This is a genomic window from Streptomyces yangpuensis, assembly GCF_001005295.1.
GTDB classification, from domain to species: domain Bacteria; phylum Actinomycetota; class Actinomycetes; order Streptomycetales; family Streptomycetaceae; genus Streptomyces; species Streptomyces yangpuensis.
The window spans coordinates 167,920-189,661 of record NZ_LBMK01000007.1 but is presented as its reverse complement, the minus strand read 5'-3'; the positions used below and the strand labels follow the sequence as shown (position 1 = coordinate 189,661).

Annotated in this window: 19 protein-coding genes and 2 pseudogenes; 13 read left to right on the top strand and 8 right to left on the bottom strand. The window is 73.7% G+C overall.

Going from position 1 to position 21,742, the window contains the following annotated elements; translation table 11 throughout:
• Window positions 1–51: 51 nt before the first annotated feature.
• Window positions 52–1,065 carry a Gfo/Idh/MocA family protein gene (locus tag AAT21_RS28595; RefSeq protein ID WP_046779838.1) on the top strand — a complete coding sequence of 338 codons (1,014 nt, stop codon included), beginning with the start codon at window positions 52–54 and terminating at the stop codon, window positions 1,063–1,065.
• Between the two features lie 145 nt (window positions 1,066–1,210).
• Here AAT21_RS28595 and AAT21_RS28590 read toward each other — a convergent pair whose 3' ends face one another.
• Window positions 1,211–2,146 (bottom strand): DMT family transporter, encoded by a 936-nt coding sequence (locus tag AAT21_RS28590; RefSeq protein WP_046779837.1) that lies wholly within the window; start codon window positions 2,144–2,146, stop codon window positions 1,211–1,213.
• Window positions 2,147–2,267: 121 nt separating this feature from the next.
• Between AAT21_RS28590 and AAT21_RS28585 the strand changes: the two genes are divergently transcribed.
• Complete coding sequence (locus AAT21_RS28585) at window positions 2,268–2,636, top strand: hypothetical protein (protein ID WP_157879805.1); 369 nt, start codon at window positions 2,268–2,270, stop codon at window positions 2,634–2,636.
• A gap of 15 nt (window positions 2,637–2,651) precedes the next feature.
• Window positions 2,652–3,104 (top strand): hypothetical protein, encoded by a 453-nt coding sequence (locus AAT21_RS28580; RefSeq protein ID WP_046779836.1) that lies wholly within the window; start codon window positions 2,652–2,654, stop codon window positions 3,102–3,104.
• Between the two features lie 6 nt (window positions 3,105–3,110).
• Here AAT21_RS28580 and AAT21_RS28575 read toward each other — a convergent pair whose 3' ends face one another.
• Window positions 3,111–3,734, bottom strand: a complete 624-nt coding sequence (locus tag AAT21_RS28575) for a dihydrofolate reductase family protein (protein WP_046779835.1) — start codon at window positions 3,732–3,734, stop codon at window positions 3,111–3,113.
• 180 nt (window positions 3,735–3,914) lie between these two features.
• Between AAT21_RS28575 and AAT21_RS28570 the strand changes: the two genes are divergently transcribed.
• Window positions 3,915–4,649 (top strand): SDR family oxidoreductase, encoded by a 735-nt coding sequence (locus tag AAT21_RS28570; protein ID WP_079026024.1) that lies wholly within the window; start codon window positions 3,915–3,917, stop codon window positions 4,647–4,649.
• A 20-nt stretch (window positions 4,650–4,669) separates the two neighbouring features.
• Here the strand turns inward: AAT21_RS28570 and AAT21_RS28565 are convergent, their stop codons facing one another.
• Entirely contained in the window at window positions 4,670–5,527 is an 858-nt protein-coding gene (locus tag AAT21_RS28565) for an endonuclease/exonuclease/phosphatase family protein (protein WP_046779833.1), read from the bottom strand.
• On the opposite strand from AAT21_RS28565, the pseudogene AAT21_RS40155 reads away from it, so the two are divergent.
• Window positions 5,427–5,771, top strand: a pseudogene (locus AAT21_RS40155) (DUF7639 domain-containing protein); the annotation flags it as partial. The gene AAT21_RS28565 and the pseudogene AAT21_RS40155 sit on opposite strands and share 101 nt — an antisense overlap.
• A gap of 287 nt (window positions 5,772–6,058) precedes the next feature.
• Here AAT21_RS40155 and alc read toward each other — a convergent pair.
• Together alc and allB are read right to left on the bottom strand one after the other, a co-directional pair.
• On the bottom strand, window positions 6,059–7,177 hold the full coding sequence (gene alc / locus AAT21_RS28560) for an allantoicase (RefSeq protein WP_046779832.1): 1,119 nt from the start codon (window positions 7,175–7,177) through the stop codon (window positions 6,059–6,061).
• 3 nt (window positions 7,178–7,180) lie between these two features.
• Window positions 7,181–8,515 (bottom strand): allantoinase AllB, encoded by a 1,335-nt coding sequence (gene allB / locus AAT21_RS28555; protein ID WP_412180354.1) that lies wholly within the window; start codon window positions 8,513–8,515, stop codon window positions 7,181–7,183.
• Between the two features lie 337 nt (window positions 8,516–8,852).
• Between allB and AAT21_RS28550 the strand changes: the two genes are divergently transcribed.
• A complete protein-coding gene (locus AAT21_RS28550; protein ID WP_046779830.1) occupies window positions 8,853–9,656 on the top strand; it encodes an IclR family transcriptional regulator in 804 nt (267 codons plus the stop codon).
• Between the two features lie 209 nt (window positions 9,657–9,865).
• On the top strand, window positions 9,866–11,353 hold the full coding sequence (locus AAT21_RS28545) for a hypothetical protein (protein WP_046779829.1): 1,488 nt from the start codon (window positions 9,866–9,868) through the stop codon (window positions 11,351–11,353).
• A gap of 62 nt (window positions 11,354–11,415) precedes the next feature.
• Here the strand turns inward: AAT21_RS28545 and AAT21_RS28540 are convergent.
• Window positions 11,416–12,078: pseudogene (locus tag AAT21_RS28540) on the bottom strand (ABC transporter ATP-binding protein); the annotation flags it as partial.
• Window positions 12,075–13,160 carry an ABC transporter permease gene (locus tag AAT21_RS28535; protein WP_046779828.1) on the bottom strand — a complete coding sequence of 362 codons (1,086 nt, stop codon included), beginning with the start codon at window positions 13,158–13,160 and terminating at the stop codon, window positions 12,075–12,077. The pseudogene AAT21_RS28540 and the gene AAT21_RS28535, both read right to left, overlap by 4 nt.
• A gap of 134 nt (window positions 13,161–13,294) precedes the next feature.
• On the opposite strand from AAT21_RS28535, the gene AAT21_RS28530 reads away from it, so the two are divergent.
• Both AAT21_RS28530 and AAT21_RS28525 read left to right on the top strand, forming a co-directional pair.
• Window positions 13,295–14,620, top strand: coding sequence for a sensor histidine kinase (locus AAT21_RS28530; RefSeq protein WP_079026022.1), 1,326 nt, complete (start codon window positions 13,295–13,297; stop codon window positions 14,618–14,620).
• Entirely contained in the window at window positions 14,617–15,246 is a 630-nt protein-coding gene (locus AAT21_RS28525) for a response regulator (RefSeq protein ID WP_046779827.1), read from the top strand. Before AAT21_RS28530 ends, AAT21_RS28525 begins: the two co-directional genes overlap by 4 nt.
• A gap of 24 nt (window positions 15,247–15,270) precedes the next feature.
• Here the strand turns inward: AAT21_RS28525 and yczR are convergent, their stop codons facing one another.
• Entirely contained in the window at window positions 15,271–16,758 is a 1,488-nt protein-coding gene (yczR, locus tag AAT21_RS28520) for a MocR-like transcription factor YczR (protein WP_046779826.1), read from the bottom strand.
• Window positions 16,759–17,029: 271 nt separating this feature from the next.
• Between yczR and AAT21_RS28515 the strand changes: the two genes are divergently transcribed.
• The 4 genes from AAT21_RS28515 to AAT21_RS28500 all read left to right on the top strand — a co-directional run bounded on the left by AAT21_RS28515 (window position 17,030) and on the right by AAT21_RS28500 (window position 21,668).
• A complete protein-coding gene (locus AAT21_RS28515; protein WP_046779825.1) occupies window positions 17,030–17,641 on the top strand; it encodes a nucleotidyltransferase family protein in 612 nt (203 codons plus the stop codon).
• A gap of 251 nt (window positions 17,642–17,892) precedes the next feature.
• Complete coding sequence (aceB, locus tag AAT21_RS28510; protein ID WP_046779824.1) at window positions 17,893–19,512, top strand: malate synthase A; 1,620 nt, start codon at window positions 17,893–17,895, stop codon at window positions 19,510–19,512.
• Window positions 19,513–19,839: 327 nt separating this feature from the next.
• Entirely contained in the window at window positions 19,840–21,030 is a 1,191-nt protein-coding gene (locus AAT21_RS28505) for a GDSL-type esterase/lipase family protein (protein ID WP_412180351.1), read from the top strand.
• A gap of 50 nt (window positions 21,031–21,080) precedes the next feature.
• Window positions 21,081–21,668 carry a 3'-5' exoribonuclease domain-containing protein gene (locus AAT21_RS28500; protein ID WP_046779961.1) on the top strand — a complete coding sequence of 196 codons (588 nt, stop codon included), beginning with the start codon at window positions 21,081–21,083 and terminating at the stop codon, window positions 21,666–21,668.
• Window positions 21,669–21,742 lie beyond the last annotated feature (74 nt).

Sequence of the window (21,742 nt, the reverse complement as noted above, 5' to 3'; positions counted from 1 at the left end):
GATCGATGCGAGCGGATTGACAGGTTCCCCCGACGGGGCCAGGTTGAGTTCATGCGCATCGGGCTCATCGGAACCGGCCGGATCGGCTCGTTCCACGCGGCGGCTCTCGCCCGCCACCCGGAGGCCGGCTCGCTCCTGCTCGCGGACTCCGATCCCGCACGGGCGGCGCGCCTCGCCGACCGGCTCGGGGCCACGGCCGCGCCCTCCGTGGAACAGGTCTTCACCTGGGGTGTGGACGCGGTGGTCGTGGCGTCCTCCACCGACGGGCACGCGGAGCTGGTCGTACGGGCGATCCGCGGCGGCCTGCCGGTGTTCTGCGAGAAGCCGGTAGCCCCCGACCTGAACCGCACCCTGTCCGTGCTGCGCGAGGTCTCCGCCCTGGGCGGGCTGCTCCAGGTGGGCTACATGCGCCGCTTCGACGCGGGCTACCTCACGGCCCGGGAACTGGTCCGCTCCGGCGCCCTGGGCCGGCTGCACACCGTACGGACGATGACGGCCGATCCGGCGCCGCCGGCCGCCGACTACCTGGCGACCTCGGGCGGTCTCTACCGGGACTGCATGGTCCACGACTTCGACATGGTGCGGTGGGTGACCGGGCACGAGGTGGTGGAGGTCTACGCGGCCGGGTCGGACGCCGGTCCGCCGCAGTTCCGGCAGACAGGGGACGTCGACACGGCGGCCGCAGTCCTCACCCTGGACGACGGGACCCTGGTCACGTCCACCGGGACCCGGTGCAACGGCGCCGGCTACGACGTGCGGATGGAACTGGCCGGGGAGCGGGACCAGGTCTCCGCGGGCCTGGACGACCGGACGCCGATCGCCTCGACCGAACCGAACGGGCCGCCGCCCGCGAGCAAGCCGTGGACCGGCTTCCTGGAACGCTTCGGCCCCGCGTACGAGGCCGAGCTGAACGCCTTCGTGCACCTGGCGCGCGGCGCGGGCGAGAACCCCTGCGACGGGCGGGAGGCCCTGGCCGCGCTGCGGGTGGCGGAGGCCTGCGAGCTGTCGCGGCGGGAGCGGCGCCGGGTCCGGCTGGAAGAGCTCCCGGACCTGCCGGATCGCTGACCGGAACGCTGACCGGATCGGCAACCGCAGCTGCGGCCGGATCGGTAACCGGATCGGTGAACAGGGCATCCGGCCACCCTACGGTGGTGATCCCCGGCTGACTGCGGCGCTTTCCGGACACGCTCGGGGGACCGTGGGACCGCCCTCAGGCGCGGGTCGCGGTGACCGCCCGCCGTCCCCAGGCGGTGCCGGCCAGGACCAGCACGACGCCGGCGTAACCGAGCGGCCCGAGGTGCTCGCCGCCGACGGCGATGCCCGCGACGGCCGCCCACAGGGGCTCGGTGCCGAGCAGCAGGCTGACCCGGGAGGGCGAGGTACGGCGTACGGCCCACATCTGCACGAAGAAGGCGAAGAGGGTGCAGAAGACGGAGAGGAACGCCAGGCCGGCCCACTGGGCGGGCCCGAAGTCGGCCGCGGCGGCCCAGGGGGTCGCGCCGGTCCCGGGTACGGCGGCCAGCAGTGCGAAGACGACCACGGCCCCGCCGAGCTGCACGGTGGTCAGCGACAGCGGGTCGGCACCGCGGACGCCCTCGGACCGGGCCATCAGCAGCACGTGCAGGGTCCGGGCGAGGGCGGCGCCGAGGATGAGCAGGTCACCGAGGCCGGGCGCGGTGAAGCCGGCACCCTGGGTGAGCAGCACGACGCCGAGGACGGACAGCGCGGCGGCGCCGAGGAATCCGGCGGACGGCGCCCTCCGCTTCACCGCCGCATCGGCGAGCGGGGTGAAGATCATGGTCAGGCTGATGATCAGCCCGGCGTTGGTGGCGGAGGTGTGGACGACCCCGTAGGTCTCCAGCAGGAAGATCCCGCCGAGTACGAGGCCCAGCAGCCCGGCGCCGCGCAGCTGGGCCGGGGTCAGCGCCCGCAGCCGCGCCCACCCGGCGACGACCAGCACGGGCAGCACGAGCGCGAACCGCAGCACGAGCACGGCGATCACGGTGTGCGCGGTGGTGATGCCCTTGGCCGCGAGATAGCTCCCGCCCCACACGACGGCGACGGCCAGGACGGGCAGATCGGCGAGCCAGGCCCGGCGGGGTGCGGCGTGCAGGGTGGGCGAGGCGACGGCCACGGAGGTCTCCAACGTCACTCGGGAGGTGGAGACATCGGCGGCTCGCACGGTTGCGGGGCACACCGTACCGGAGCCGATCATGCGGGGCGACCCGTTTCCGGGCCTCGCACCTCTGCCCCGTAGAGTCGGGCGCATGGCTGATCTTTACGCCGTGGATCTGGCGTTCGACCTGCTCGACACCACACCCGACGTCGTACTCGCGGAGGTGCGCCGCCACCTGACGGGAGACGGCCTGCTCTCGCCCCGCGGCCCGGCGTGGCACATAGGCGGGATGCTCGTGGGCGAGTTCGGCCCGGCGGAACGCGACGGCTGGGCCCTGACGGCCCGCCAGGAGATCCACGAGGACCAGCTCCCGGCCCTGGAGGACCTGCTGCTCCTCCTCACCCCGCACATCCGCCCGCCGGGCCCGGTCGGCCGCATCCGTCACCACGCCCACGAGTCCCCGGACCTCCTGGTCCTGCGCGAGGGCCGCGTGGTCCAACTGGCCCTGGACCGGCGGTAGGGGGTGTCCCGCAGCATGACCGAGCCCCGGGACGAGGAGCAGCTGACCGCGCAGGGCTTCCGGCGTGTGTACGCCGAGCTGGACTGCTACGACGGGCCGCGGGCGGGCCTGGCCGACGTGGACGGCAGCCCGCACTACTTCCAGGGCTACGACTACGACCACGCCGACGCGGCCGACGAGTACCTCGTGTGGCCGGCGAGCGAGGCCGCCGTCGCGCTGGAGCGCGAACAGTGGGCGATCTTCGCCGGCTGGAACCGGCGCTACGAAGCCGGATCGGCCGGTCCGGAAAGCCACCCGGGCCACGGCGGCACCGACGCCCGCCACGACGAGCTGACGCATCTCCTCGCCGTGCACCGCCAGCCGCCCGCCGATGCGCGCCGCCTGGTCGGCGAGCTGGGGTTCGACAAGGGAGACCGCTACCGCGCCGAGGGCGTCGACTACTGGTTCCGGTGGCGCCCGGCCAGGTGAGGCAGGTCAGGAGCCGACGGTCCCGAACGTGGCCCGCCCCGTCGGCCGATAGGTGTGGATGGCCATCCCCGACGGTGTCGTGCGGGAGGCCTTCAGCTCGTAGGCGGTGGGCAGCCCGCCGGTGGGGAACAGCCGACGGCCGGTCCCCAGGACCACGGGGAACACCAGCAGGTTGATCTCGTCGACGAGGTCCCGGGCGAGCAGCCACTGCGCGAGCTGCCCGCTCCCGTGCACCTGGAACTCCCCGCCCCCCTCCAGCGCGTCCTTGACCCGGACGATCTCGCTCTGCAGGTTCTCCCCGTCGAGCACGGTCGCCGGCCCCCAGGCCGGCTCCTTCAGGGTGGTCGAGGCCACGTACTTGGGCAGCCGGTTCAGCCCGCCCGCCACGGGATCGCCCGGCTCGTCGTGCTCGGGCCAGTAGCCGGCGAAGATCTCGTACGTCCGCCGCCCGAGCAGGAACGCCCCGGCCCGGCCGAACACCTCGGTGATGAACTCCCCCATCCCCTCGTCGACGTACGGCGCGGCCCACCCCCCGTACTCGAACCCGTCGCTGCGGTCCTCGTCGGGCCCGCCGGGCGCCTGCATCACGCCGTCCAGCGTCACGAAGGTGGTCAGTGTCAGCTCGGCCATGCCTCTGCGCTCCTCGCTCGATGCTCCTACGCAAGAGCAGACTCCCGGGCCGCCCCGGACTCATCGGTGCGCCACGCGAATGACGGCCTGAACGCGGGGTCGGATTCCTGCCAGCGGTGGGGCGTTGGGGGCTATTTGATTGAACCCGCAACCAAGTGGGCGATGTGGGAGGAAGAACACATGGACAGGAACGCGGTGGCGCTGGTGACCGGGGGGAGCCGGGGGATCGGGGCGGCGGTCGCGGTGCGGCTCGCCGAGGACGGGGCGGACGTCGCCATCACCTACGTCAGCGATGCCGAGGCCGCGGACCGGGTGGTCAAGGCGGTGCAGGCACTCGGGCGGCGGGCCGTCGCGCTGCGGGCGGACGCGGGGGACGCGGCGGAGGTCGCGAACGCCGTCGGGGAGACCGTACGGCGGTTCGGGCGGCTCGACGTGCTCGTCAACAACGCCGGTGTGGGGGCGGTCGGACCGATGGAGGAGGTCGGGCCGGCCGACCTCGACCGGGTGCTCGGCGTCAACGTGCGGGGCGCGTTCCTCGCGGCCCAGGCTGCCGCGGGGCGTATGCGGGAGGGCGGGCGGATCATCACCATCGGCAGCTGCATGGCGCAGCGGGTGCCCGGGCCGGGCGGGGTGCTGTACGCGATGAGCAAGGCCGCGACGATCGGGCTGACGAAGGCCCTGGCGCGGGAGCTCGGCGGGCGCGGGATCACCGCGAACCTCGTGCATCCGGGGCCGGTCGACACCGACATGAACCCGGCCGACGGACCGTACGCGGGCCCGCAGGCGGCCATGACGGCGCTGGGCCGCTTCGGCAGGGCGGAGGAGGTCGCGGACGTGGTGGCCTTCCTCGCCGGTCCGGGCGCGGCCTACGTCACGGGGGCGGAGTTCGCGGTGGACGGCGGCCATGCCGCGTAGCCCTCGGCGGTCGGCGGCTGTTACCTGGTCGGGTTCAGGTCGGTGTGCAGCAGGTGGTGGTCCGAGTGGGGGCTGGGGCGGACGTGGTGTGTGCGCGGGGTGATGCCGCGCAGGAAGACGTAGTCGAACTTGCTGTTCCAGTCGGTGGTCGCCGTACAGGCGTCGGCGTCGGCGTCGGCGTCGGCATCGGCGGAGGCGGCCGAGGGGCGGCAGCCCGGGTCCGGGTCCGTGGCCAGGGACCACATCGGGGTGAGTTCGGCGGCGTGCGGCGCGGCGTTGAAGTCGCCGAGGACGATCGCGCGGTCGTGGCGCTCGACCTCCGCCGCGAGCACCTTCACCTGGCCGGCCCGTACCTCCGCCTGCCGGCGCTCGGCGAGGTGGGTGTTGAAGACGCGGACGGGCCGGCCGCCCACCAGCGTGGTGACGGCCAGGTATCCGCGGTCCTCGGAGCCGCCGTCGGGGTATTCGACGCTCACCCGGTCCGTCATCGGCGCCGCCGAGAGGATGGCCTGGCCGTAGCCGCCCGGCCGCCACGGCAGACCGCCGCAGCGGTTCCAGTTCTGCAGGACCGGCCCGTACTCGACCCGGTAGACCAGCCCGTAGGCCTCCTCCAGATGGTCACGGATCTGCTCGACATCCCGTACGCACGCCTCCTGCAGGCCGACGACCTGCGGCGCGTACGCGGCGATCTCCGTCGCCCGGCCGTAGTTCTGCCGGCTCCCGCCGCACGGATTGCAGATGTTCCACGTGGCGACCCGGTCCGGGACGGCCTCCGCGATGCGAGACGCGCCACCACCCGGTGTGCCCGGGCCCAGGAGCAGCAGCACGCAGACCGCGGCCGTCGCGCCCGCCGCCCACCGCGCGCCCCTTCTCAGCACCGTCGCCTCCCCCGGAAGTGGACGCACATCATCACACGGCGCCCTCGGCACACGACGGGCACGCCTGCGCACCACCGCCCGCTGCCTCGCCGCGGTGGACGGCTTCCCGGCGGACCGTACGGAGAACGACCGGGCCGCCGTCCGGGCCGCCTGCCTGGCCGTTCCCGAGACCGTACGGCACTACCCGCTCGGCGACACGGACCGCAAGGACCACCCGCTCCGGGTGCTGGTGGCGGGGCCCTGCGCAACGACCACCCCGCCCCGACCACCGTCGGCGACGTCACCTGTCCGGCCGTGGCGCACGCCTGCTGGGGCCGGGGCGGCACCTGGGCGGGCCGTCTGCTGGAACTCGTCCGTTCCGAACTGCAGGCCGGGCCGGCCGGCCAGACCCCCGTCGGCTGGCGCAGGACCGCCCGCCACGAACCGCCGCCGGGGCGCACCGGCGTGCGGTGCGCCCCGGCGGGACGTGCGGCCCCGGGGGGTGTGCGGGCCCCGGGGGTGTCGGCCCCCGGGGCGGTCAGGGGAACGGGGTCAGCCGCCCAGCTCCTGGTGGCGGGCGGTCAGCGCCGCCGCGCCGGCCTCCGTCAGCGAGCCGAAGAGCCGCAGGCGGGAGAAGCCGCCGTCCGGGAAGATGTCGATCCGTACGTGGGTGCCCACAGCCGGGGTGTCCAGGACGAAGCGGTGGTTGGTGTCGGGCTGCAGGCGGGTGCGCGGCAGGAACTCCGTCCACTCACCCTCCTCGCCCGTCTTCACCGACAGCGAGGCCCAGCCGGCCGAGTTGCCCTTGAGGTACGCGGTGTCGATCTCGACGGCGCGGATCTCGGACTCGGTGACGAGCTGGTAGCGGATCCAGTCGTTGCCGTTGTCGCGGCGGCGGGCGGTCTCCCAGCCGTCGTCCATCTTGCGGGAGCGGCCCGGGTTGATGGTGTTGGTCGGCGGGGAGTAGAAGCGGTTGGAGGCGTCCTGCACGGAGCCGCCGTTCTCCAGCGCCACCACGTCGAAGGAGCCGAGCGCCGCGAGCCACCTCGGGTCGGGCAGGACCTCGCCGTAGACGCGCAGGCGGGCGATGCCGCCGTCGGGGTGCTGGTTGACGCGCAGGTGCGTGAAGCGCTGCTCGGTGTCGACCTCGAAGCCGTTGGCGGCATGGCCGCCAACCGCCGTGCGGGGCACGACGGTCGTCCACTTCACGTCGTCGCCCTGGAGCTCCTCCGGGGTCGGCGCGAGGGCGCCCTCCCAGTTGGTGGCCTCGATGGAGACGGCCTGCGGCATGTTGCCGCGGAAGTGGGCGGTGTCGACGACGATGCCGCGGATGACGCCGGGCGCGCCCAGGCGCACCAGCGCCCAGTCGTGGTCCTCGGGGGTCGGCCAGGGCTGGGTGGCGGAAACACCGCGGCGGCGGCGGGTCTCCCAGCCGTCCATGACCTTGCCCTTGTGGCCGAAGTCCTCGGGGTCGAAGTGCGCGGCCTCGGAGATCAGCAGGTTCTCGCGCTGGGCGAAGAACTCGTCGTTGGCGGCGATGACACCGGCGCCCAGCTCACGGGCGGCGAGGTTCGCGTACTGGGCGAAGGGGAAGTCCGCGGTGCGGTAGTCCGCGTACGGGTCGCCGCCCCCGTACGGGTTCGCGTTGCCGGTGAAGGATTCAATCGCCACTGGTCAGTTCTGCCTTTCGAGGAGGAGGCCCGTGGGCTCGGTCGGGGTGCCGTGGTCGGCGATCTGCCTGCCGCGCAGCCAGGTGGACTTCACGACGCCGTGCAGGGTCCTGCCCGCGTACGCCGTGACCTGGTTGCGGTGGTGGAGCTCGGCCGGGTCCACGGTGAACGTTTCTTCGGGGGCGAGCACGGCGAAGTCGGCGTCCCGGCCGGCCTCGATCGCGCCCTTCTGCGCCAGACCCGCGAGGGCGGCCGGGGCGGCGGACATCCAGCGCACGACGTCCTCCAGGGAGCGTCCGCGCCGGCGCGCCTCGGTCCAGATGGCGGGCAGGCCCAGCTGGAGGGAGGAGATGCCGCCCCACGCGGTGGAGAAGTCGCTGGTCTTCAGGTCCGCGGTGGAGGGCGAGTGGTCGGAGACGATGCAGTCGATGGTGCCGTCGGCGAGCGCGTCCCACAGGAGGTCCTGGTTGGCGGCCTCGCGGATGGGCGGGCAGCACTTGAACTCGCTCGCGCCGTCGGGCACTTCCTCGGCCGTCAGGGTGAGGTAGTGCGGGCAGGACTCAACGGTGATGCGGACGCCCTCGGCCTTGGCGGCGGCGATCAGCGGCAGCGCGTCGGAGGAGGACAGGTGCAGGACGTGGACGCGCGCGTTCAGCCGCTTGGCCTGGGCGATCAGGTTGCCGATGGCGGTGTTCTCGGCGTCGCGCGGCCGGGAGGCGAGGAAGTCGGCGTACTTGGGGCCCGGGACGACGGGGGCGGCGTCGAGGTGGTGCGGGTCCTCGGCGTGCACGATGAGCAGGCCGCCGAAGCCGGTGATCTCTGCGAGGGAGGTGGCGAGCTGCTCCTGGTCGAGCTCGGGGAACTCCTCCACGCCCGACGGCGACAGGAAGCATTTGAAGCCGTAGACGCCGGCGTCGTGCAGCGGAGCCAGGTCCTTGACGTTGTCCGGGAGGGCGCCGCCCCAGAAGCCGACGTCCACGTGCGCCTTGGCGCGGGCGACCTCCTGCTTGACGCGCAGGTTGTCGACCGTGGTGGTCGGCGGGAGGGAGTTGAGCGGCATGTCGAGGATGGTGGTGATGCCGCCGGCGGCGGCCGCGCGGGTGGCCGTCCAGAAGCCCTCCCACTCGGTGCGGCCCGGGTCGTTCACGTGGACGTGGGTGTCGACCAGGCCGGGGAGCAGGACGTCGTCGCCGAAGTCCTGCAGCCGGGCTCCGTCCGGTACCTCGGCGTCGTGTGCCAGCACAGCCGTGATCTTCCCGCCGGCAACGGCGACCGAGGCGGCGCGCGTCCCCTCGGGGGTGATGACGCGCGTCGAGCGCAGTACCAGTTCCACAGCCACGTCGGCCACCGGAACCTCCCCATCTACTTCCACAGAGCGAAATTCAACGTTCTGTTGACGGAGTCTTCACGGCGATCCGGGAGCAGTCAAGAGCGCCCGGACGGACCACTGACACACCAGGACCGCAATTGGATGTTTCCACAAGATGGAATTAATATTTCGCCATACAGAATGTAGCTACCGCCACCGGGAGTCGGACGGATAACTTCCCGAGGATGTCCGCCACCAGGACAAACCACCTCTGACCGGCGGCGACGGCCCCGACCCCAGGACTGGGGCCGACGCCGGCCGCCGGGTAGGCTGCTCCCTTGCCTGCCAGCACCGAAAGGACCGCGCCGTGCCGACGTCCAGCGCCAGCACCACCGACGCTTCCTCGAAGACCCCTGCCGCCAGCGGTGGCGTCCAGTCCCTCGAGCGCGCCTTCGATCTGCTCGAACGCATGGCGGACGCCGGGGGCGAGGTCGGCCTCAGCGAACTGTCCGCCGCCAGCGGCCTGCCCCTGCCCACGATCCACCGCCTGATGCGCACGCTGGTGGCCTGCGGGTATGTACGCCAGCAGCCCAACCGACGGTACTCCCTCGGTCCCCGCCTGATCCGTCTCGGCGAGTCCGCGTCGCGCCTCCTCGGCACCTGGGCCCGCCCCTACCTCGCCCGTCTGGTCGAGGAGACCGGTGAGACGGCGAACATGGCCCTGCTCGACGGGGACGAGATCGTCTACGTCGCCCAGGTGCCGTCCAAGCACTCCATGCGCATGTTCACCGAGGTCGGCCGCCGGGTGCTGCCGCACTCCACCGGCGTGGGCAAGGCCCTCCTCGCCCACACCCCCGCCGACGAGGTACGGGCCCTCCTCGCGCGCACCGGGATGCCTGCCGCGACCGAGAAGACCATCACCACACCCGAGGGCTTCCTGGAGGCGCTGGAGCAGGTCCGCCGGGCCGGCTACGCGGTCGACGACAACGAGCAGGAGATAGGGGTCCGCTGCCTGGCCGTGTCGGTGCCGAACTCGCCGACCGCCGCCGCGATCTCCATCTCCGGCCCGGCCGGCCGCGTCACCGAGGCCGTGACCGAGTCCTTCGTCCCGATCCTCCAGAACGTCGCCGCCGAGCTGTCGGTGGCCCTGTCCAACCAGACCCCGGCGTAACCGGAGATTCCCGGCTCTGCCGGACACCGAGCCCCGCCGTACACCGAGCCCCGCCGGATCCGTCCGGCGGGGCTCGCGCCGTGTACGGCCGGCCGCCGCTCTCCGCTGGCGGGGTGCTGCCGGGCCGGGCAGCGTGGGCAGTCCCGTCCGCCTCCCGTCCCGCCCCCGGAGGGCCGCCCATGGCTTCCGACCCCCTTACGGAGCCGGCCGTGCGTCCGCGGCCGGCCCTCCGCGTCCGCCGCCACGGCGATCTGTGGCTGCTCGGGCCGGTCGCCGCCGCGTACGCCGTCGCGCAGCTGCTCCTGGCGGTACCGGGTACCGGGCTCGGCTGGGACGAGACCGTCTACGTCAGCCAGGTCTCCCGCGACGCCCCCGCCGCGTTCTTCAGCGCCCCGCGCGCCCGCGGCATCAGCTACCTCGTCGCGCCGGTCGCCGCCTTCACGCCGTCCGTCACGGTCCTGCGGATCCATCTGGCCCTGCTGTCCTCCGGGGCCCTGCTGCTGTCGCTCTGGCTGTGGCGGCGGCTGCTGCCCACCCCCGTGCTCGCCCTCGCCGGAGCCCTGTTCGCCGGCCTGTGGACGGCGCTCTCGTACGGGCCGCAGGCCATGCCCAACCTCTGGGTCGCCTTCGGGTCGCTGATGGCCGTCGGCTGCTTCCTGCGGGCCGCCCGCGCCCCCGGCGACCGGCGGGCGCTCGCCGGGCTCTGCGCCGCGACCGCGCTGGCGGCGCTCATGCGCCCCGCCGACGCGCTCTGGCTCGCCCTGCCCCTGGTCTGCGCCTCGGTCGTCGTCCCGCAGTGGCGTCGGCCCGCCCTCCCGGCGGCCGTCGCGGCCGGCGCCGTGCTCGGCGGGGCGTCCTGGGCCGTCGAGGCCGAGCTGCACTACGGCGGCATCCTCGCCCGCCTGCACCGCGCCGGCGAGATCCAGGGCGGTCTCGGCTGGCACCCCGCCCTCGGGGACCACCTGCGTGCCCTCGGCGGCCGTACCCTGTGCCGTCCCTGCGACGTGCCGTGGAGCCAGCCGGTGACGGGCCTGTGGTGGCTCGTCCTTCCGGTCCTCGTCGCGGGCGGCCTGGCCGTCGCCCACCGCGGCGGCCCCGGCCCGTGGCGCACACTCCTCGTGCCCACCGCCGCCGCACTGTCGGTCGCGGCGCCGTACCTGCTGTTCGTCGGCTACGCAGCTCCCCGCTTCCTGCTGCCCGCCTACGCGCTGCTCTCCCTCCCGGTGGCGTACTGCCTGGCCCGGGTGTTCGCCGCGGCCCGCGGGCGCCCGCTCGTCCTGACCGGGCTCTGTCTGGCGCTGGCCGCGCACTTCGCACTCCAGCTGGCGATCACCGCCGGCGTGGGTGCCCGCAGCCGGGCGACCGCGGCCGCCTTCACCGCCGTGGCCGCCGAACTGCGCACGCAGGGACTGCGGCCGCCGTGCCTGGTCAGCGGCGCGGAGGCGGTCCGGACGGGCTTCCGCACGGGATGCGCCTCGCGCCAGGTCCTCGGCGGCCACGACGGCAGCATCAGCGCCGCCGGACTCGTCCGCCTCGCCCGCACCACGCCGACGGCGGTCCTCGTCGCCGGTGGCGCCCCTCCCCCGCCCTGGGCCGCACGGTGGCGCCCGCACGACCTGCCCGCGCTCCCGGGCCTGCCCGGCTACCGCGCCTACCTGGCGCCCTCCGCCCGGGCGGAGGGCGCGCCTGCGCGCTGAGCACCCCCGGCAGCGCCCTGGGCTCCCAGGACCGTACCCGCCGGGGCGTCCGCTCCGGCGCCGGTGAGCCGGCCGTCGGCCATCGTCGCCGTACGGTCCATCCGCTCCAGGTGGGCGTGGTCGTGGGTGACCAGCACGGTGGCGGTGGAGCGCTCGCGCGTCAGGGTGACCAGCAGGTCCAGCACGGCCGCGCCTCGCTCGTGGTCGAGGGCGCTCGTCGGCTCGTCGACCAGCAGCACGGCGGGCTCGTTCATCAGCGCGCGGGCGATGTTGATCCGCTGGCGCTGGCCGCCGGAGAGCTGGTGGGGACGCTTGTCGGCCTTGTCGGCCAGGCCCACCGCGTCCAGCAGCTCCAGCGCGCGCCCGCGGACGGCCTTCGCGGGCCGTCCCGCCACGTGCGCCATGACCTGGAGCTGCTCGGCGGCGGTCAGCGAGGCCAGCAGGTTCGGCTGCTGGAAGACGATGCCGATCTTCTCCCGCCGCAGGGCCGACTTCTCGGCGGGGCCGAGCCGCGTCGTGTCCTCCCCCGCGACGACGACCCGGCCGCTGTCCGGGGTGACGAGGGTGGCGGCGACGGCGAGGAGGGAGGACTTGCCGGAGCCGGAGGGCCCGATCACCGCCGTGAGGGTTCCGGCGGGCACCTCCAGGCCGACCGCGTCCAGGGCGGTGAGCCGGCTCTCCCCGTCGGGGTAGGTGAGCGTGACGTCGTGGACGAGGAGGGTCATCGGGCGCTCCCGAGGGCGGTCAGCGGGTCGACGGCGGTGATCCGCCGGATGGACAGGGCCGCGCCCAGCGCGCCGAGCGCGATCATGATCGCGGCGGGGACGAGCACCGTGGCGGCGTCGAGGACGAAGGGCACGTCGCCGCCGCTGATCAGCGCGCCGAAGCCGGCGGCGAGGGCGGTGCCCAGCCCGGTGCCGAGGGCGAGCATCACCACGGCCTGGCCGAGGGCGTCCCGCAGGAGGTAGGGGGTGGAGGCGCCCAGGGCCTTCAGGACGGCGATGTCGCCGCTGCGCTGGATGGTCCACACCGTGAAGAAGGCGCCTATGACCAGGGCCGAGATGGCGAAGAGGAAGCCGCGCATCAGCTGGAGCGAGCCGTTCTCGGCCTGGTAGGAGCCGATGGCGCCGAGGGCCTCTTCGACGGTCTGTGCCCTGGTGCCCGCCGCCCGGTCGGCGGCGGCGAGGTCGATGCCGCTGCCGGATACGGCGACGACGGTGGCGAGGGTGTCGATGGAGGTGCCCGGGTTGCCGATGCGCTGCCAGTCGTTAAGGTCCATCCACACGACCGGGGTGTGGCTGTGGGCGGCCGTGCCTGCGACCGCGGCCACGGTCAGTTCGAGCGGGCCGATCCTGAGCTTGGACCTGGTGGTGAGGCCGCCGAGCTCCTTCGCCGCCTTCTCGGCGAGGACCACCCGGCCCTGCGCGAGGCCCGCGCCGCGCGGCGCGAGCCCGCCCGCGGGGTCCACGCCGAAGACCGAGACGGCGGCGGTGCGCTCACCCGAGACGGCGTTGGTGGTGCGGATGCCGAGGGGCTGCGCCGTCCGCACCCCGGGCTGCTCGCGCCAGGCCAGCCAGGCGGACTCGGGCACCTGGGAGTTGGTGAACGACACCTTCTGGTCCCCGGTGGGCGCGGCGAAGGCCAGGTGCGAGGCGGGCAGGCCGGTGACGGCCGAGATGTTCTCCCGGGCCAGGCCGGCGGTGAGCCCGGACAGCAGGCCGACCAGCAGCGTGATCAGCAGCACGACCGAGCCCATCAGGGCGAAGCGGCCCTTGGCGAACCGTAGATCTCTCCATGCGACGAACATGTCCCCCACCCTGGTCTGCCGCGTGGACACAAGGCATCGCGCCACAGTAGGGATCCTGGTATCGAAGGGCGCACCGGGACATCAAACTTTCGGTTGACCGGGGCCCGGCGGGACCGCTTTACGCTGGTTCGGACATGACTGCTGCCGCTGCCCCCGTTCCGCCCGGTGCCTGCCCGCCCCCGCACGAGCCCGTGACCGCGCCCGCGCCCGTACCCCCGACTGCGCCCGCGACCGCATCCGCCGCCCGGCCCCTGACGCCGGTGTCGAAGGTGCTGACGCTGTGCCTGCACGCCCTGCTCCTGGGGCTGCTGGTCCTGGCCGCCGGCCGGGCCGTCGCCGACTCCGCGCCGCGGGCCGGCTGGGTGATCGCCGCCTGCGCGCTGCTCGCCGCCGTCTACGCGGCGGGCGTACGGGCGCCGGCCGTGCACCGCTCGCCGCGGGCGGGCGCGGTGTGGCTGGCCGGGCTCGGGGCGGCCTGGGCGGGCCTGCTGGCGCTCTCCCCGGACGGGCTGTGGATCGCCTTCCCGCTGTACTTCCTGGAGCTGCACCTGCTGCGGCTGCGCTGGGGGGTCGCGGCCGTCGCGGTGACCGCCTGCGCCGCCATCGGCGGCTTCCTCGCGCACAGCAGCGCGGCGACCCCCGGAGCCTTCCTCGGGCCGCTGCTGGGCGGTGCCGTGGCCGTGGCGACCGTACTGGGCTACCAGGCGCTGTACCGCGAGAGCGAACGGCGCCGGGAGCTGATCGAGGAGCTGATCACCACGCGGGCCGAGCTGGCCGCGGCCGAGCGCAGCGCCGGGATCCTGGCCGAGCGCGAGCGCCTGGCCCGGGAGATCCACGACACCCTCGCGCAGGGCCTGTCCTCCATCCAGCTGCTGCTGCGGGCGGCCGAGCGGGCGCTGCCGGAAGGGGCCCCGGCCCTGCCGCACATCGCGCAGGCGCGGGAGGCCGCCCAGGACAACCTCGCCGAGGCGCGTCGCTTCGTACGGGCCCTCACTCCGCCGGACCTGGAGCACGGCTCGCTGGCGGCGGCGCTGGAGCGGCTGTGCGCGGGGGTGCCGGGGCCCCGGGTGCGGTTCTCGCTGAGCGGCCGGCCGCGGGTGCTGCCCACCCCGTACGAGGTGGCGCTGCTGCGGATCGCCCAGTCGGCGCTGGCCAACGTGGTGCGGCACGCCCGGGCCGGGCGCGCGGAGATCACGCTGACCTTCATGGACGCCTCGGTCACGCTGGACATCGTCGACGACGGCGACGGCTTCTGCCCGTCCTCGGCCGCGACCGGCCCGGGCGCGGCTTCCGGCTCCGCCGACGGGGGCTTCGGGCTGCCCGCGATGCGCTCGCGCGCCGAGAGCCTGGGCGGGCTGTTCACGGTGGAGTCCGACCCGGGCCAGGGCACCGCCGTGGCGGTCACCCTGCCGCTGCCCCTGGAACCGCTGGACGCCATGGACCCCGTGGAGGCGCCGTGACCATCCGTCTCCTGCTCGCCGACGACCACCCCGTGGTCCGGGCGGGCCTGCGCGCGGTGCTGGACACCGAGGCGGACTTCGCGGTGGTGGCCGAGGCGGCGACCGCCGAGCGGGCGGTGGAGCTGGCCGCCCGCGAACCGGTGGATGTCGTACTGATGGACCTGCAGTTCGGGCCGGGCATGCACGGCTCGGAGGCGACGGCCCTGATCACGGCGCGCCCGGGCGCCCCCCGGGTGCTGGTGCTGACCACGTACGACACGGACGCGGACATCCTGGCGGCGGTGGAGGCGGGCGCCTCCGGCTATCTGCTGAAGGACGCCCCGCCGGAGGAGCTGGCGGCGGCCGTACGCACGGCCGCCGCGGGCCAGTCGGCACTGGCCCCGGCGGTCGCGCTGCGCCTGATGGACCGGATGCGGACGCCGGCGGAGGCGCTGACCAAGCGGGAGCTGGAGGTGCTCCAGCTGGTGGCGGACGGACTGTCGAACCAGCAGATCTCCAAGCAGCTCTTCCTCAGCCAGGCCACGGTCAAGTCCCACCTAGTCCACGTGTACGCGAAGCTGGGCGTCGAATCCCGCACAGCAGCAGTGGCAGCCGCCTCCACCCGCCGCCTGATCCGCACCCCGTAGCGGCCGCCCGGGCGGGCCGCGCGGTCACGCCACCCAGTGCGGGCGGTCCACCGACGGGGGGAGGGGGACGCCGTCGTGGAGGGCGGCTGCCAGGCGGCGGACCGCTTCGTCCAGGCGGTCGGCGGGGAGGGTGTACGGGATGCGGAGGCGGTGTTCGAAGGTGCCCGGGTCGACCCCGAAGCGGGCGCCGCGGCCGATGTGCACGCCGGCGGCCGCGGCCCGCTCGGCCAGGGCCGAGCTGACCGGCTCGCCGAGGTCGACCCAGAGCGAGAGGCCGCCCGGCGGTACCTGCCAGGACCATTCCGGGGTGTGCCGCTGGAGGGAGTCCACCAGGGCCGCGCGCCGGCTGCGCAGTTCGGCGAGCCGTGCGGGCAGGGACCGGTCCATGCCCGCCAGCAGCGGGAGGGCGACGAGCTGGTCGAGGACGGAGCCGGTCATGTCGGCGGAGACCCGTACGGCCGTCAGCTCGGTGATCATCTTGGCGGTGGCCCGGACCCAGCCGACGCGCAGGCCGCCCCAGTGGGTCTTGCTGAGCGAGCCGATGGTCACCACGTGGTCCGCGCCGCCGCGCGGGGCCAGGGAGGCCAGCGGCGCGGGGGCCGGCACGTCCAGGGCGATGTCGGCGATGGTCTCGTCGACCACCAGCCAGGTACCGGTGCGCCGGGTCGCCGCGAGCAGCCGCAGCCGCTCCTCCCCGGGCATGAGGGCGCCCGTGGGGTTGTGGAAGTCGGGGATCACGTAGGCCAGCCGGGGCACGGTCTGGCGCAGCGTGGACTCGGCGATCTCCATGTCCCAGCCGGCGTCGGAGACGGCGATCGAGCCGGTGCGCAGGCGGGCGTGGCGCAGGGCGTCGAGGGCGTTGGCGTAGGTGGGGTTCTCGGTGACGACCCGGTCGCCTGCCCGGCAGAGCAGGCTGACGACGAGACCGAAGGCCTGCTGGGCGCCGGAGGTGACGAGGATCTGCTCGGGGCGGGTGGGCAGGCCGCGCCGGGTGAAGCGCTCGGCGACGGCCTCCCGCAGGTCGGGCAGGCCGAAGGGGTGGTAACCGGGGGTGCGGGCGGCCTCGGGCAGCCGGGTGGCGGCCCGGGCGACGGCGTCGGCCAGGAGGCCCTCGGGGGCGCCCATGGCGGCGATGGCCAGGTCGATGCCGGGCTCGCCGTCGGCGCCGTGGCGGGCGGCGCCGACGAGGGCGTGGGCTCCGACGGGCCGGTGGCCGTCGGGGAGCTCGGTCCAGGTGCCGGAGCCGCGCCGGCTGCGGACGTAGCCGCTCTCGCGCAGCAGGTCGTAGGCGCCGGTGACGGTGGCCCGGCTGGCGCCGACGGCTTCGGCGAGCTCGCGTTCGGCGGGCAGCCGGACGTGGAGGGCGATGCGGCCGTCGAGGATCAGGGTGCGCAGGGCGTCGGCGAGCGACCGGTAGCCGGGGCGGGCCCGTACCTCGGCGGGGAGCAGGGCCGCGAGCTGGCGGCTGCCGATGGTTCTGTCCGCTGCGTGGACCACTCGCCCGTTCGCCATGCCAACCTCCCTCGATCGGCTCTGCCGGCCAGGCCAATCCGGGTCCAGACTCGCGGTATTGGCCCCCGATTGGCAAGGAGACGCCGTAATGCCGACCGGCCGTGACGAACGTGCCCTGCCGGCCGCAGCCGGGAACCGGGTGTCCCGTCCGCTGCGGATCGGGGCCGCGCTCGCCTTCGTACGACGCGCCCTCACACCACGTACGCAGGATCGGCCGCAGGATCGGCGTCCGCAGGATCGGCGGCCGCACGCGGGAGCGAGAATCGGTGGCATGTCATCCCACTCGCACTCCGATTCGCCCGTGATCGCGGGACTGCTCCTGGCCGCGGGCGGCGGCCGCCGGCTCGGCGGCCGCCCCAAGGCCCTGCTGCCGTACCGCGGGCGGCCGCTGGTGGAGAACGCCGTACGGGTCCTGCGGGAGGCGGGCTGCGGTCCGGTGCACGTGGTCCTCGGCGCCTCGGCGGCCGAGGTACGCGAGCGCGCCGACCTGAGCGGCTGCGTGGTCGTGGACAACCCGGACTGGGCGGAGGGGATGGGTTCCTCGCTGCGGGTGGGCCTGGCCTCCCTGGCCGGTACCGACGCCCGCGCCGCCCTGGTGTCGCTGGTCGACCAGCCGGGCATCGGCCCGGCGGCCGTGGCCCGGGTCCGGGAGGCCTACCGGTCCCCCGCGAGCCTGGCGGCCGCTGCGTACGGCGGGGAGCGCGGGCACCCGGTGCTGTTCGGCGCGGACCGCTGGGCGGACATCGCGGCCACGGCCACCGGCGACAAGGGCGCCCGGGTCCACCTGGCGCGCCACGCCGGAGAGCTCATGCTGGTGGAGTGCTCCGACGTCGCCGAAGCCTTCGACATCGACACGCCGCCCGACCTGGCACGACTCCTCTGAGCACCGCGTGACGACAGTGGCACTGAGGGCCACCGGAAAGTGGAATCTGTCGACTCAGAGAATCTCGACATCAACAAACCATTGAACTTCCACCATGAGGAAATTACTATCCACTGGTCAGAAGCGCCCTGAACCCACAGACGGCGCCCGCGACCGTATTTCGGAGCTCTCCACACCCGACGGCACTGCGTGCCGTCTCGCGCGAGCATTCCCCGCGGCCGCCAGGCACCGCCGCTGAAGGAGTGACAGATATGTCCGCACCAGCGCCGTCCCCGCTGGCCATCGTCGATGCCGAGCCCCTGCCCCGGCAGGACGAAGTCCTCACCGAAGCGGCCCTCGCCTTCGTGGCCGAGCTCCACCGGCGGTTCGCCCCCCGCCGCGCCGAGCTCCTCGCCCGCCGCGGCGAGCGCCGCGCCGAGATCGCCCGCACCTCCACCCTCGACTTCCTCCCGGACACCGCACAGGTCCGTGAGGGTGACTGGAAGGTGGCGCCGGCCCCGGCCGCGCTGAACGACCGCCGTGTGGAGATCACCGGTCCGACGGACCGCAAGATGACCATCAACGCCCTGAACTCCGGCGCCAAGGTCTGGCTCGCCGACTTCGAGGACGCCTCCGCCCCCACCTGGGAGAACGTCGTCCTCGGCCAGCTCAACCTGATCGACGCCTACGAGCGCCGCATCGACTTCACCGACGCCCGCACGGGCAAGGCCTACGCCCTGAGGCCCGCCGCCGAGCTCGCGACCGTCGTCATGCGGCCGCGCGGCTGGCACCTTCAGGAGCGCCACCTGCAGTTCGAGGGCGGCCCCGCCTCCGGCTCGCTCGTGGACTTCGGCCTGTACTTCTTCCACAACGCCAAGCGTCTGATCGACCTCGGCAAGGGCCCGTACTTCTACCTGCCGAAGACGGAGTCGCACCTGGAGGCGCGCCTCTGGAACGACATCTTCGTCTTCTCCCAGGACTACGTCGGCATCCCGCAGGGCACCGTCCGCGCGACCGTCCTGATCGAGACGATCACCGCCGCGTACGAGATGGACGAGATCCTCTACGAGCTGCGCGACCACGCGGCGGGCCTGAACGCGGGCCGCTGGGACTACCTCTTCTCCATCGTGAAGAACTTCCGCGACGGCGGCGAGAAGTTCGTCCTGCCGGACCGCAACGCGGTGACGATGACCGCCCCCTTCATGCGGGCCTACACCGAACTGCTCGTCCGCACCTGCCACAAGCGCGGTGCGCACGCCATCGGCGGCATGGCGGCCTTCATCCCGTCCCGCAAGGACGCCGAGATCAACAAGATCGCCTTCGCGAAGGTGAAGGCCGACAAGGACCGCGAGGCGGGCGACGGCTTCGACGGATCCTGGGTCGCCCACCCCGACCTGGTCCCGATCGCCATGGCCTCCTTCGACGCCGTCCTCGGCGACAAGCCCAACCAGAAGGACCGGCTGCGCGAGGACGTCTCGGTGGCCCCGGGCGAGCTCATCGCGATCGACTCCCTCGACGCGAAGCCGACGTACGAGGGCCTGCGCAACGCGGTCCAGGTCGGCATCCGCTACATCGAGGCCTGGCTGCGCGGCCTCGGCGCCGTCGGCATCTTCGGCCTGATGGAGGACGCGGCCACCGCCGAGATCTCCCGCTCGCAGATCTGGCAGTGGATCAACGCCGGGGTCGTCTTCGAGAACGGCAGGACCGCCACGGCCGAGCTGACCCGCGAGCTGGCGGCCGAGGAGCTGGCCGCCCTGCGCACCGAGGTCGGCGAGGAGGCCTTCGCGGCCGGCAAGTGGCAGCAGGCCCACGACCTCTTCCTCAAGGTCTCCCTGGACGCGGACTACGCGGACTTCCTCACGCTCCCCGCCTACGACCAGCTCGTCGGCTGACGTCCCGGATCCGGCCGACACGCACAGCGGCCCGAACCGTCCGGCTCCGCCCCCGCCGCCCCAGGCAGCGGGGGCGGAGCCGTGTGATCACCCGACAGAGCCTCAGTCGACCTGCGGGGAAGGGGAGTCGGGCGGAAGCGGAGCGGGGCGACCCGAACGACCGATCGGTCGTTACTGGTTCGTAATGTGACTGTACCTAGCGGTAACAAGCGGGGCCGTGTCACCTTTCCGATGCCACCGGCCGGCGGTAACCCCCACTTCCCAGCCACGTCTCGGGCAACGCGTTCGTTGCCCGGCTTCGCCGTGGCCGAGCGCAGGAGTTCCGCAGTGATCGGATTCCGCAACGTCAGCAAGGACCGGGACCCCAGCCGGGTGCGACGACTGGCCTGTGCCGCCGTGACCGTGCCGCTCGCCGCCGGCGCGCTGCTGGCCGGCGGTGCCGGGACCGCCGGGGCCACCCCCGGGACCGGTCCCACGGCCGTGGTGTCCATGGGCGACAGCTACATATCCGGCGAGGCGGGGCGCTGGAAGGGCAACAGCCTGACCAACACCGGCAGTCGCAACGGCACCGACCGGGGCTGGATCAGCGGCAGCACCTACGACCCGGCCAAGGTGTACGGGGCCACGGCCGGCGGCTGCCACCGCTCCGACTCGGCCGAGGTGCACAGCGCCGGGGCGGTCGCCGACGTCGCCGTGAACCTCGCCTGTTCCGGTGCGACGTCCGACAACGTCTTCCGCGCCGCCAACGGCGGGGTCTCCTACCGGGGCGAGGCCCCACAGGCCGACCAGCTCGCCGCGGTGGCCGCCGGCCACGACGTCAAGGTGATCGCGCTGTCCATCGGCGGCAACGACCTGGGCTTCGCGGACATCATCGAGAACTGCGCGTACGACTTCATCCTCTGGAACTCGTACTGCTACGACGACCAGCAGTACGCCGTCGACCAGAAGATCGACGCGGTCATGGGCAAGGTCGGCAAGTCCGTGGACGAGGTACGGGCCGTCATGCGCACGGCCGGGTACGCCGACTCCTCCTACCGGATCGTGCTGCAGTCCTACCCGTCGCCGATCCCGCGCGGCGCGGAGAACCGGTACACGCAGAGCGACTGGAGCCGGCTCAACACCGGTGGCTGCCCCTTCTGGAACAGGGACTCCGACTGGGCGCGCGACTCGCTCGTGCCGCAGATCGCGGGCCGCATCAAGGGCGTGGCCGCGGCCAAGGGCGTGCAGTTCCTGGACCTGCGGGACATGCTCCAGGGGCGCGAGGTGTGCGCGAAGGCGAGCAAGCAGGTGAGCTCCACCGTTCCGGCCTCGGCGAAGACGAGCGAGTGGGCCCGCTGGATCGACAACAACGAGTCGCAGGGCCTCATCCAGGAGTCCATGCACCCCAATCACTACGGCCAGCTGGCCGCCGGCCGCTGCCTGGCCCTGGCGGTGGCGCAGCCCGCGAACTCCGCCTCCGGCTGCAGGAACACGGCGGGGGGCGACCACACCGGGATGTTCCTGACCCCGGCGCCGTAGGGGCGAAAACCGGATGATCGACAGCGGTGCGGGCTGGCATGCTCTCGCGCATGGCAGTCCGCACCGCACGTCCCAGTCTCTACATCTCCGTCGACATCGAGGCCGACGGACCCATTCCAGGACCGTATTCGATGATCAGCTTCGGGGCCGCCGTCGCGGGCCGGCAGGAGGGGGATTCGTATACGGCAGCCGATCCGGAGCAGCGGACCTTCTACCGGGAGCTGCGGCCGATCAGCGACGCGTGGGTGCCCGAGGCACTGGCCGTCAGCGGGCTCGACCGCGACCGGCTGGTCCGGGAGGGCACCGATCCGGCGGCCGCGATGGCCGCCTTCCGCGCCTGGGTGCGCAAGGTGTCCGAGGGCGCCCAGCCGGTGATGTGCGGCTACCCGGCGTCCTTCGACTGGACGTTCCTGTACTGGTACCTGATGCGGTTCGGCGGGGACAGCCCCTTCGGCCACTCCGGATGCCTCGACATGAAGACCCTCTACGCGACGAAGGCACGGGTGCCGCTGCGGGCTGCGGTCAAGGGGCGGATGCCCCGTGAACTGCTGTCCCGGCGGCGCCACACGCACCACGCACTCGACGACGCGATCGAGCAGGCCGAGCTGATGAGCAACCTGATGCTCTGGCGGCCCTGACCCGCCGCGCCGTCACCGGCTGTACGGGCGCACGGCGGTTCGCCCGTACCGGAACGCGGCGGGGCGCCCGCCCC